The sequence below is a fragment of the Sediminibacterium sp. FW305-C-49 genome (genome assembly GCF_058231085.1).
Genome location: NZ_JBIQXS010000001.1, coordinates 1,558,949 through 1,571,327, shown reverse-complemented (window position 1 = coordinate 1,571,327; position 12,379 = coordinate 1,558,949). Strand labels below are relative to the sequence as shown.

Annotated in this window: 8 protein-coding genes; 4 read left to right on the top strand and 4 right to left on the bottom strand. The window is 42.4% G+C overall.

The features are described from left to right. Positions 1 to 40: 40 nt before the first annotated feature. On the bottom strand, positions 41 to 3,151 hold the full coding sequence (locus tag ACH3Z1_RS06635; protein WP_490821085.1) for a TAT-variant-translocated molybdopterin oxidoreductase: 3,111 nt from the start codon (positions 3,149 to 3,151) through the stop codon (positions 41 to 43). Positions 3,152 to 3,396: 245 nt separating this feature from the next. Further along, entirely contained in the window at positions 3,397 to 4,605 is a 1,209-nt protein-coding gene (locus ACH3Z1_RS06630; protein WP_490821084.1) for a c-type cytochrome, read from the bottom strand. A 383-nt stretch (positions 4,606 to 4,988) separates the two neighbouring features. Between ACH3Z1_RS06630 and purN the strand changes: the two genes are divergently transcribed. The 4 genes from purN (at position 4,989) to ACH3Z1_RS06610 (ending at position 9,289) form a co-directional block, all read left to right on the top strand. Then, positions 4,989 to 5,957, top strand: a complete 969-nt coding sequence (gene purN / locus ACH3Z1_RS06625) for a phosphoribosylglycinamide formyltransferase (RefSeq protein ID WP_490821083.1) — start codon at positions 4,989 to 4,991, stop codon at positions 5,955 to 5,957. Positions 5,958 to 6,130: 173 nt separating this feature from the next. Next, a complete protein-coding gene (locus ACH3Z1_RS06620; protein ID WP_490821082.1) occupies positions 6,131 to 7,186 on the top strand; it encodes a hypothetical protein in 1,056 nt (351 codons plus the stop codon). A 25-nt stretch (positions 7,187 to 7,211) separates the two neighbouring features. Continuing rightward, a complete protein-coding gene (locus ACH3Z1_RS06615) occupies positions 7,212 to 8,663 on the top strand; it encodes an MBOAT family O-acyltransferase (protein ID WP_490821081.1) in 1,452 nt (483 codons plus the stop codon). A 188-nt stretch (positions 8,664 to 8,851) separates the two neighbouring features. Beyond that, a complete protein-coding gene (locus tag ACH3Z1_RS06610) occupies positions 8,852 to 9,289 on the top strand; it encodes a hypothetical protein (protein ID WP_490821080.1) in 438 nt (145 codons plus the stop codon). 102 nt (positions 9,290 to 9,391) lie between these two features. On the opposite strand, the gene ACH3Z1_RS06605 is transcribed toward ACH3Z1_RS06610, so the two are convergent. Beyond that, the gene (locus ACH3Z1_RS06605) at positions 9,392 to 11,809 is read right to left on the bottom strand and encodes a TonB-dependent receptor (RefSeq protein WP_490821079.1); all 2,418 of its coding nucleotides are present in this window, start codon (positions 11,807 to 11,809) and stop codon (positions 9,392 to 9,394) included. Between the two features lie 258 nt (positions 11,810 to 12,067). Continuing rightward, positions 12,068 to 12,274, bottom strand: a complete 207-nt coding sequence (locus ACH3Z1_RS06600; protein WP_490821078.1) for a YgaP family membrane protein — start codon at positions 12,272 to 12,274, stop codon at positions 12,068 to 12,070. Positions 12,275 to 12,379 lie beyond the last annotated feature (105 nt).

Below are 12,379 nucleotides of genomic sequence, written 5' to 3'. Positions count from 1 at the left end.
TGGTGAATATACATTGACCATTCACCATTGACCATTCACGCTATGCGTGTTCCGCTTCTTTCTTAGCTTCATGCTTTCCTTCACCACCATGAGCCGATTCTGTATTACGCACTTTGGCTAAGTAAGTAACACCTGGTAATACGTGCAGTTGCTCCAGCACATAAAACTGACGGTTCGGATTCTCGGTTCTCACCATGGTAATGGCGCTGTGTTTATCATTCGCATTACCAAATGTGATAGCGTTGGTTGGACATGCCTGCTGACATGCTACTTTGATATCGCTGTCTACCAATGGTCTGCTGTCTTTCTTCGCTTTCAGTTTGCTTTCCTGTAAACGCTGTACACAGAATGAACATTTTTCAATCACACCACGTGAACGAACGGTTACATCCGGATTCAATACCATGCGGGTGAGGTCATCATTCATATTCAGCACCACATCATTTACTTCACCAACCTGGTTATTACCGAAACTATCTGATCCGGTATAATCAGCCCAGTTAAAACGACGTACTTTATATGGACAGTTGTTCGCACAATATCTTGTACCGATACAACGGTTATAAGTCATCTGGTTAATACCTTCTGAACTGTGGTTGGTTGCAGCTACCGGACAAACGTTCTCACAGGGAGCATTGTCGCAATGCTGACACATCAATGGCTGGAACACCACATTCGGGTTATCCATATCGCCACTGAAATATTTATCAATACGTAACCAATGCATTTCATGGCCACGTAATACTTCCGGTTTACCTACCACTGAAACGTTGTTCTCTGCATTACATGCTACAACGCAGGCACCACAACCATTACAGGTATTCAGGTCAACACTCATCCCCCATTTGATCCCTGGTCTGTCGTACACAGGATAAATGGTGCCCTGGCTTTCAAATTTCTCCAGTCCGCCCCATGGTTTTAATTCATGGTCACGCTCTTCGCGGATTTCGGTTGGATGTTTTTTATAATCGGCCAGTGTGAGTTCTTTCATTACCTCGGTACGGTTACCCTGAGTGGTATCGTAACGATTATGTGTTTGTGTTAAGGCTACAGGATATTTCTCTCCTGTTACAGTTACTTCAACACTAGTGTTGCTATAGCTTACCACACCATTGCTGAGTGATGCCAGCGGGAAAGCATTCTTACCAACACCTGCTGCAGCTTTACCAATATTATTGCTACGGCCATATCCTACGGCGATACCAATGGTATCAGGATGTGTACCGGGTATAATCAATACAGGCAATGAAATTTCTTTACCACCTGCCGTAACTTTTACTACTTTTTTAGGAGGATTTACTTCATAAGCATCCGCCTGACCGCCATTGTTCAGGTCAATATCCAGAATCGCTCTTGCCAGTGCAGGCGAAACAATTACATAGTTATCCCAGGTAGCACGTGTAACCGGATCAGGTAATTCCTGTAACCATGGATTCGATGCACCCTGACCAGCACCGATACCTACTTTTTCGTAGAGTACCAGTTCATATTTACCACCTTTCTTACCGGAAGTGGCAGCAGTTACAGCAGCAGTTACCGAAGCACCATTAAAGGTTCCAGGCTTGGTAGCTGATTCACCGATGCTGATGACACCATCCTGCAGGGCTTTATCCCAACCAGACTGTCCGCCCAGTTTAGCGCTCCAGAAATTTTTCAGGTAAGCGAGATAATCAGATGTATTACCACTCCATTTCAGCAGGCTGTCTTGCCACTGACGGGTTTTGAATAAAGGATAGATAGTAGGCTGAATAAAAGAGAAATGACCTGTTTTTGCTTCTGCATCACCCCAGCTTTCGAGGAAATGATGATCAGGCGCTACAATCTTACACAGTTCAGCCGTTTCATCCACTTTAGCAGCAAATGAAACCGTTGTTTTTACTTTTTTAAGTCCGGCTTTGAATTTCTCCGCATCATACCAGGTATAAGCAGGGTTGGCACCATAAACCAGTAGGGTATTTACCGCACCTGCATTCATGTCTTCAACCAGCTTTACAAAATCAGCATCCACACCAGCACGCTGGTGATCGAGTACACCCCAGTTAATGGTAGAACCACCTGCACCGATGGCATTATTGATGGCGTTTACAATGATCTGAACATTTACATCATTGCTGCCGGCTACTACCAATGCAGCACCTTTGTTTTCATTCAATGCTTTGGCAGCTTTTTCAATACCAGCTTTCAGTTTGGCATCGCTGATACCAGCTACACCCTGACCATTTACCGCACTCAATAAAGCAGCAGCAATAGCACCTGTTTCAGATGGACGGTGTAAATATTTTTCATCGGCGTTGGAACCAGTGAGAGAAGCAACAGATTCAAAATGAATATGCTTACTCATAGTTGGATTCTTCTCGTCGATTTTTTTACCGGTAGCGTATTGTTTGGCAAATTCAACCGGGCTCAGCCAGGTTCCGAGGAAATCGGCACCCAGACTCACGATTGCTTTTGCATTTTCGAAATGATAGGAAGGAATACCACGAACACCATAAGTAGCTTCATTGGCCTGAATCATAGCGCTGTAAGAAACAGCATCATACGTTACATGGCGGCTACCAGGATATTTGGCAAGAAATTCAGCTATTACTGCTTTGGTAGATGGAGAAGTAATGGTACTGGTAAGAATTACCACCGTACCACCGATACCAGCAGCAACTGCTTTGTCAACTGCTTCAAAGGTTACTTCCTTTCCATCGATGGTAGGGAAACGTAAACGGGCAGTATCATATAAATCCAACACAGCAGCCTGAACGCGGGCAGATGTACCACCTTTTGTTACAGGACTCATGTCGTTACCTTCAATTTTAATGGGACGACCATCACGAACTTTAGCCAGTATGCTTACTACATCACCATCCTGAACATAAGTGGTAGCATAGTAATTGGAGATACCGGGAACAATATCTTCCGGTTTATTGGCAAAAGGAATGGCTTTCTTTACCGGCATTTCACAACTAGCCGCTACCGCAGCAGCAGCCGTGCTGAAACCCAGGTATTTCAGGAAGTCTCTGCGGGGCGCAGCAGTTTCCATGAAACTCTTGCTTTCATCGGCTACAAAAGGCAATTCTTCCTTAAACTCGTCTTTTACCTCTTTATTGTAAGCCTCAGACTGATTCAGCTCTCCAAAACTTTGCCAGTACTTTTTTTCCATCTTGTTAATTTGAAAATTTGAAAATTTGAAAATTTGGAAATGGATTATTTCCGCTTAAACAAATTTTCTTTCGTTACAATTTCAATATGTCAATTTGAAAATTTGAGGATTTGAAAATTTTCAAATTTTCAACCCACAATCTTCATTTTTCACTGCTTACTTAATGATTATTATTTTAAAAACCGAAGGTTTTGAAAATCTGAACCTGTTTCATTTTCAAATTTTCAAATTCTCAAATTTTCAAATTAATAATGGCATTTCTGACACTCAGTTCCGCCAATCGCTTCTACGGTAACACCTTTGGTACTATCCATTTTTCCGCTCTTCAGGTCCTGGTGATATTTCTCGTAAATGCTATAGAAACCATTGTCTTTAAACTGTACCTGTGTTTCGCGGTGACAGTTGATACACCAGCCCATGCTCAGGTCACTGAACTGTTTCACTTCACCCATTTTCTGGATCTCACCATGACAGGTCTGACATTCTACTTTACCTGCTTTTACGTGTTGTGCGTGGTTAAAGTATACGTGGTCGGGCAGGTTATGAATACGAACCCACTCAATTGGTTTTGCTTTGGAAGGATCCCAGGGTTTACCGGGTTCAAAGCCTGCATATTTGTATAATTTCTGGATTTCAGCAGTACCATTCACTTCTTCGCCGGCTTCATTGTAGATTTTTTCACCAGCATACTCATTGATCGACATGTGACAGTTCATACACACATTCACAGAAGGAATGGTAGCCTGTTTGCCCTGGTAAACACCGGTATGGCAATACTGACAGTTGATCTGGTTGATACCCGCATGCACTTTATGCGAATAATAAATAGGCTGTTCAGGCTGGTAGTCTTTACTACGACCCAATGCCATAGCGCCTTTTGAAGTAAGGTAACCACCTACCACAAACAGGATAACCGTGATCATGGCGATATAACTCTTGTTTCTCCAGAAAGGAACCGGCTCAACAGGAGAGTGACCTTCACGCTCATCGGCCAGTTTCTTCAGATTGGCATTCACCTGCAACAGAATCAGGGCTACCACAGCCAGGATCAGGGTGAGGATACCAAATAATAAGGTATTGTCGCTTTCAGAAGCGGCTGCAGCATTTGGATCACCAGCAGCACCAGCAGCTCCGGCAGCACCTGGAGCAGGTACTGAATTGATATAAGTAAGGATGGCACCGATTTCCTCATCAGTCAGACTGGGAAACTGGTTCATCGCAACCTTATTGTATTTAACGTACAGATCGTTTGCGTATTTGTCGCCTGTTTTCAGGAAACCGGCACTGTTCCTGATCCAGGAATAGAGATTGGCTTTATTGGGCCAACGGTCTTCCACACCGGCAAGGGCTGGACCTGTTGATTCCTTATGTACATTATGACAGGATGCACAATTCGTTGTAAAGAGGGCTTTACCATCTTGTGCCGATACTGTATTCACTGTTGAAAAACCCAAGAAAAGGAGTGCACTAAGCAGGCAGGTCTTGGTTATGCGTCTAAAAGATATCATATTCACAAACGTGGTTCTTGGTGTGGAAAAATATCCGTGAACGGCTGCAAAAATATGACACGATGCTGACAAAAACCAAACCTTGTGGAATTTTTTTTATCCTTACCAGGCTTGAGTTTCAGCGGATTGGCACATATATGACATGACTAATGTCATACTTTTAAACAAATTCATTGAATGAACTTCAAAATCATAAAATTGATCTTCATGCAAGCAGACAATGTTATAAACAAGCCACAGATTCACAGATTAAAAAAGAAATCTGTGAATCTGTGGCTAAAAAATCAGCTATCGCTATTTTCCTGCCCTTTTTATCGCATTTTTGAGCCATGTTTCGTCGCCTGAAAGAGAAATGGGGCTTAAACTGGCCCCGGTTTACCCTGGTTTTTACCACTTTTGCCCTTGGCGGCAGTCTCTGTGGCTACACAGGCAAACGCCTGATGGGACTCAGTTCCCTTGAAAAAGGAGTTCTTTATTATCTTATATATATACTACTGGTAACCATTATCTGGCCCGCTTGTGTTTTGCTGGTGAGCATTCCCATGGGGCAGTTCCCTTTTTTCCGGAATTATCTGGCGAAAATGTGGCGGAGGGTGAATGGTCAATCGTCAATGGTCAATGATGAAAGGGAAGATGGAAAAAACGAGAAAACAGTCCATGGACCATCGACCATGGACCATGGACTGCCCCCCAATCCAACATCCGACATCCGACATCCCCAAATCAAAATAGCCCTTTTCGCTTCTGGTGCCGGCTCCAATGCAGAAAAGATCATACTCCATCTAAAAAATCATTCCTCCATCCAGGTTGCCTTGGTGGTTTGCAATAAACCGGGGGCCGGTGTCATTCAGGTTGCGGCTTCTCATAATGTTCCGGTATTAATGACTGAAAAAGAGCGGTTCTTCCGCGGCAATGCCTATGTAGATGAAATTAAATACCGCAGCGGTATCGATTTTATTGTATTGGCTGGTTTTCTCTGGAAAGTTCCTGTGGCACTGATAGATGCCTATCCCAACCGCATCATCAATATTCACCCGGCCCTCTTACCCAAATACGGCGGTAAAGGCATGTACGGTATGCATGTTCATGAAGCTGTTATTGCTGCCGGAGAAAAAGAAAGTGGTATTACCATTCATTATGTAAATGAAAAATTTGATGAGGGTGAACCAATTTTCCAGGTCCGCTGTACTGTTACAGCAGAAGATACTCCCGATACCCTTGCACAAAAGATTCACAAACTGGAACATCATCACTTCCCCGGCATCGTCGAAAAAACTGTTCTAAACAGCAAAGCTTAACCCATCAGCTTCTTTATTATAATCTATTCTGCCATTTGCAAGTATCAGATATTCAGGTTATTTTGTTGTGCTGAACAGAGGCGTGCATAATAAACTGGATCATTTTTGATTACAACATCCGGAAGAATCATCTGATTCAACTAGATGTTCAACTATAACCCACTAACTGCAACATGAAACACACGCCCATGCGTAATGCCTTGCTATTGGCATGCGCCATTGTTCTTCTTTTTCTTATTTCCTGGGAAGTTTATTTACGATCAACCGGTATCGGCATTTCTTATGATGATGGCCCAGAGCTTTGGTCAGACAAACGTTCCATGACCAATTTACCACAGGACCGTGCCACTGTATTCATCGGCTCTTCCCGGAATAAGTATGATCTGGATATTGCCACCTGGGAATCGCTCACAGGTGAAAAAGCCATCCAGCTTGCATTTGAAGGCACTTCGCCCATGCCTACACTTGATCATCTTGCCCAGGACAGTCTCTTCAAAGGCAAACTGATCATTGATGTAACAGAAATGCTGATGTTCTCTCCCAATGGCGATGAAATGGGATTGGCAAAAAAGGCACTCAGCTATTACAAAGACATTACCCCCGCCCAAAAATTCAGCTTCCAGGTAAACAGAGTGCTCGAATCGCAACTGGTTTTTCTGGAACGTGATTATTTTTCTCTCAAAGCACTGCTCAAAAGAATACCTCTTACTGAAAGAAAAGGTATCATGACTGAACCCTATTTTCCCATTGACTTTGGCAGGATAGATTTTAACCGGCAAAACAGAATGTCTGCTAAATTTTTGAAGGAAAGGAAGATACAGGACAGTGTAAAAAATATCTGGGCCTTTTACAGCAGAATCGCTGCAGCGCAACCACCACCTACCAAAAAATCAATCGATTCCATCTTCACCGTTATTCAACAGGATGTACAAAAAATTACAGCCAGGGGTGGTAAAGTGCTATTTGTAAGAACACCCTCCAGTGGAACTTTTCTTCAGATAGAACAACAGGTATTTCCCAGAGAACAATTCTGGAACAGGATACTTCAAATGACTGGTGCACCAGGCATTCATTTCATGGACTATAAAGAGCAACAATTAATCTGTCCTGAAGATTCGCACCTGTCACCTGAAGATGCCATCATCTATACCAGGAACCTGGTGAAAGTGCTCGAAACAGAAAAAGGCTGGAGCTTCCCGTATAAAAACAGGAACAGCCCGCTCAACTAAATTATAACCCCTTAACAAAAACTGTATGGTTTTCAACTCATATACATTTATCGTATTCTTTCTGGTGATGATGGGTCTTTACAATCTGCCCGTTTCCTGGAAATCGAGAAAAGTTATTTTATTGCTGGGCAGTTATCTTTTTTATGCTGCCTGGAACCCGCCATTTATTTTATTACTCTGGTTATCAACCGTCGTTGATTTTTTTGTTGGACGCGCTTTATACACACAGGAAAATAAAGCCAAAAAGAAATTACTGCTGGTAGTAAGCCTGATCGGAAATCTGGGCATGCTTTGCTTCTTCAAGTATGGAGGATTTCTGTTGGATAATTTTGTACTGGCTGTAAATGCATTAGGCTTTGAGTATCATCCCGCCAAACCTAATATCATTCTTCCCGCAGGTATTTCTTTTTATACGTTTACCACACTTTGTTATACCATCGACATGTATAAGAAAGAAAGTAAACCCGTGAAATCGCTGTTGGATTTCTCTCTGTTTGTTACTTTTTTTCCGCACCTGGTTGCGGGACCCATTGTAAGACCACCGCAACTTGTTCCACAATTCGAATCTCCTAAAAAAGCAACGACTCTTCAGATTTACCAGGGACTCTTTCTGTTATCGCTGGGACTATTCATGAAAGTGGTACTGGCAGATGGCATGCTGGCATCACCGGCTGACAGGGTTTTCGGTGCACAGCAATCATTGCAGACCATTGATGCATGGCTCGGCGTTCTTGCATTTTCCGGACAGATATTTTTCGATTTTGCGGGATACTCTACTTGCGCCATTGGTGTAGCCGCCTGTATGGGTTTTAGCCTGCCCGAAAATTTTAAATACCCATATGCAGCTACCGGCTTTTCTGATTTCTGGCGAAGATGGCATATTACCCTATCGGCCTGGCTCAGAGACTATCTCTATATTCCGCTGGGAGGAAACAGAAAAGGCCCGGTACGTACTTATATCAACCTCATGATCACCATGTTACTGGGAGGACTGTGGCACGGCGCCAACTGGACGTTTGTAGTTTGGGGTGCCCTTCATGGTTTATACTTATGTATCGAGAAACTGATACAGGATATGGCGAAAAAAAGACATCCTGAAATGGTAGCTGCTCCCATAGTAAACAGCCAGACAATGATGCCGCTTGGGTTTGTAAAAGCCATGTTGGTATTTTTTCTCATCAATGTAACATGGGTGTTCTTCAGAGCACCGGATTTTACAGGAGCATGGCGCATGCTGGTATCCATGTTCTCTACCGTAAAAGACAGTATGGTTGTATTGTCTTCTCTTGATATGATTGCCGTAAGCAGCGTGATTATGCTTATGGTATTATTTCATTGGCGGATGCGAAATACAAGCGTTTTACAGGCTATTGCCAAAATGCCCGCCTGGTTACTGGGCATCATATGGTCGGGTATGCTGATCCTGTTGATATTGAGCCAGGAAAGCAGCGGATCATTTATTTATTTCCAGTTCTGAGCGGCCTAAATGATTGATTTACCATGCATCCCGATCCGGAAAATAAAACGGATCGGGATGCTGTTGTAAAAGGCATTGCAAATACCAATTATTCTTCCGAAATTTATAGAACAACAGGTCTTATCATCGCCAGGCTTTTTCCGATCGCATGAGGTATTACCGTTTTTACAACATTAAAACCTTTCGATATGGAAACCGGAACTTCCCCTTACCAGTACAGTATGGCCACACGTGGCATATTGGGTGGATTATTTGTGGGCATCGGCACCACAGTAATTAACCTTGCTTTTGATCTTGTATACCGAAAGATCACCGGATATGAATTTGCCGAATGGGTAAATATCAATTCCATTATTTATTTCACCATTCCTACATTAATTGCGGCAGGTATTGTATATGCCGCCATGGTGGAGTACCTCAAAAAAGGAGCGATACTCTATACCTTGCTTTGTTTATGTCTTATCACCATTGTAGCATTTATTCCCCTCGGTCCTAATATGATGCCCACAGGCGATCCTATGCCGGCCAGCGCCAGAGGACTCACCCTGGGCATCGAAATCATCACCGGCATTTCCGGATGTTTTGCACTCCCCTATTTTGCAAAGCATCCGGATGTCTGGGGATAGGAGGAGAGGAAATAAGAAATAAGGAATATGAAATAAGAAATCAGGAAGTAAAGGAGTATTCCACTTCCTGATTTCTTATTTCATATTCCTTATTTCTTATTCCTACAGTTCCACTCTTCGCATTTCTTCTGTAGCGGATTTCTGGCGGGTTGTTTTGCTGTTTTTGCCGAAGCGATAGGAGAAGGATAATGTGAACACACGGCTGTCTCGTCTTACAATAAAGTATTCTTCTGCATCTTTAAAATCAGTCAGCCCTTCCATCCAGTTTGTTTTAAAAATATCGCGGGCAGAAAAGCGCAGTGTGCCATTGTTTTTCATTACCGGCATCGATAAGCCGGCATTTAATTGACCAAATGGGTATAACAGTTCCTGTAAATCGTTACGTGATCGACCTGTATATGAACCCGAGATTTCACCAGTTATTTTTTTACTGATGCGAAACTGGTTGTTCATGTTCAGTGTAAGTTGTGAAACATTGGAGCGATAATTATTCCACACATAACCAATCAGTTTTTTATAGGTATAAATAGCTTCTGTATTCAACGACCACCATTTGGCGGGTTTAATGGTAAGCATGGTTGAAAAAGTATAGTTGTGCATACGCCCTACATTACCCTGTGTGTATACCAGCGTACCATCAGGATCGGTCAGGAACAACTGCGAGAAATAGTCTTTGATAAGTGAATAAGAGAACGTTGTATGCAGCAACTGTTTATACTGGTGCGATAATTCAAAGTTCCAGGTAAACTGTGGTCTGAAAAAAGGATTGCCTCTTTCGAGTGTGTATTTATTGATAATGTTTACAAATGGATTGAGTCGCTGAAAATTGGGACGGTCAATACGGCGGCTTACAGAGAATGAAAATGTATGTATTGAGTCTGTTTCCCAGGTAACAAAACCCGATGGAAAGAACCCATCATAATTTCTGCTGAACGAAGAATCCTTTACCACAATATTACCCAGTTGCTGTGCGTCGTAATGTGTGTATTCATAACGTAGGCCTGCCTGTAATGTGAGCCTCTTAAACTTTTGTTCATACATGCCAAATGCAGCATGTATTTTTTCACCATACACAAAATGGTTACTCTTCGCATAGTCTGGTCGCCATAAACCGTTGTTAATGCTCACTGCATAACCGGCATCATTGTCGGTATCGATCTTCGAAGTTTTAACACCTGCTTCCAGCTTCCCGTTTTTTCCCATATCCTGTGTATAATTACTGTTCACAGAAAATATTTTGATGAAGGAAGGAATATTACCCAATGTGCCAATGGTATAACCCTGTGCACCGGGCCGGTCGCTCTGGAAATATTGTTCGTTGTTTAAATCGTATCGTGCCGCATCGGCATCGATGGTCAGTTGTTGTGTTTTGGAAAGTTTATGTCGCGAGCCGATACTAATGGCACCGGTCGTAAACCTGTTCTCCGAATTAGAAGACGTATATATAGAAGAATCGATGGTTCTGGATGGCGATAACCAGTCAGCAGTAGCTGTATTACGGGCTTTACGGTTGATGAGTGAACCTGAGAAGGAGAATACAAAACTGAGTTTATCGGTTGCCGCAAATTCAGTTCCGTATTTAATGGTATTATTCAGGTTCGAGTTATTGAAAAAAGTAGGCTGTTCAAGAATGGCGACAGGTGATCTCGCTGCATCAAAATAAGTGCGCAGTGCATAGATGGGCATTCTTGTTTTGGCATAGTTGATACCATAGGAGAAATAATGACTCCATTTATTTTTTCTGTAGTTGAGTAAAAGAGAATTATTGGTACGCGGATGCATCCCCATTGCCGCAGCCATGGTAAGGTTACCATTAAACCCGATCTGTTTTATCTTCTTTGTTTTGATATTGATGATACCTGAATTACCGGCTGCATCGTATTTGGCAGACGGACTTGTGATCAATTCTATTTTTTCAACCTGCGAAGTATTCATGGAACTGAGCAGACTGATTAAATCGGCTCCCTGCAGGTAAGTAGGCTTATCATCAATCAATACCAGCACTCCCGATTTATTTCTTAAACTGATACCATTGTTACGGTCTATCATTACACCCGGCGATTTTTCCAGCAGTTCCACCACAGTAGTTCCGTTATTGGTGGGTGATGCATCCGGATTTACAATCAGCTTACCCTGTTCACGCTGAATAAAGGGTTTGGAAGACTGTACGGTAACCTGTGCGAGTTCTGTAACAACAGCTTTTAGTTTAACATCAAGGTAAGTATCTGCATTGTTCACCACTACATTTTTAATTCGTTGTGGTTCATACCCGGTAAAGGAAGTGGCAATTTCGTAGGTACCCGCTTTTACATTGCCAATAACAGCTTCCCCATTTTTCTTACTCACAGCCGTACCGTTTTTCTTATCTTTTTCAAACAGTTCCACCACAGCGCCTTCAATGGGCAACTGTTTTTCGTCGGATACTTTTACGATGATATTGTATTGCTGCGCCAGCAAAGAGGTGGAAGCCATTAGAAGACCAACCAGTAAAACGATCGTTTTTTTCCTTGTAACCTGCATGTAGATTTTCTCTTTTATTAAACGGTAAAGTAGTAAAACAAATATCCTTCAATAAAAAAGTTACAGGAGCAGAAGATAGATTACAGTACCTAATCCATGATATATGGTAGATGACAGGTTGACGGGGGCTTTTGAGTCTCTACGACTTGACGGTTTTTTACATTGTAATACGGAAAACGACTATTTAATAAGGAACATGAAATAAGAAATCAGGAAGTGGAATACTCCTTTACTTTCTTATTTCATGTTTCTTATTCCTTATTTCTTATTCCCACAGGTATTCAACCCCACCAGGGTGTACAGTGGACAAAAACCAATAACAGAAGTGGCCATAAACACACCTCCCAGCACCACTAAAACTGTTCCCCAGGTACCTGTTACTGTTCCGGTAAAATAAAGGGTGGCAAATACAAGTGCCAGTATCACCCTGATTACCCTGTCGGCATTTCCCATGTTTGTTTTCATATAGAAAGATTTAAATTATAGGTACAAGGTATGATTGCCCGGGCATTATTAATATGACTTTTGTCACGTGGTATTTTTTAACCACAGAGTTACTCGGAGTCAGAC

What these genes read in the sequence shown, in the direction of transcription:
- ACH3Z1_RS06635 (WP_490821085.1), bottom strand. Translation starts at nt 3,151, where the DNA reads ATGGAAAAAAAGTACTGGCAAAGTTTTGGAGAGCTGAATCAGTCTGAG.
- purN (WP_490821083.1), top strand. Translation starts at nt 4,989, where the DNA reads ATGTTTCGTCGCCTGAAAGAGAAATGGGGCTTAAACTGGCCCCGGTTT.
- ACH3Z1_RS06620 (WP_490821082.1), top strand. Translation starts at nt 6,131, where the DNA reads ATGAAACACACGCCCATGCGTAATGCCTTGCTATTGGCATGCGCCATT.
- ACH3Z1_RS06615 (WP_490821081.1), top strand. Translation starts at nt 7,212, where the DNA reads ATGGTTTTCAACTCATATACATTTATCGTATTCTTTCTGGTGATGATG.
- ACH3Z1_RS06610 (WP_490821080.1), top strand. Translation starts at nt 8,852, where the DNA reads ATGGAAACCGGAACTTCCCCTTACCAGTACAGTATGGCCACACGTGGC.
- ACH3Z1_RS06605 (WP_490821079.1), bottom strand. Translation starts at nt 11,809, where the DNA reads ATGCAGGTTACAAGGAAAAAAACGATCGTTTTACTGGTTGGTCTTCTA.
- ACH3Z1_RS06600 (WP_490821078.1), bottom strand. Translation starts at nt 12,274, where the DNA reads ATGAAAACAAACATGGGAAATGCCGACAGGGTAATCAGGGTGATACTG.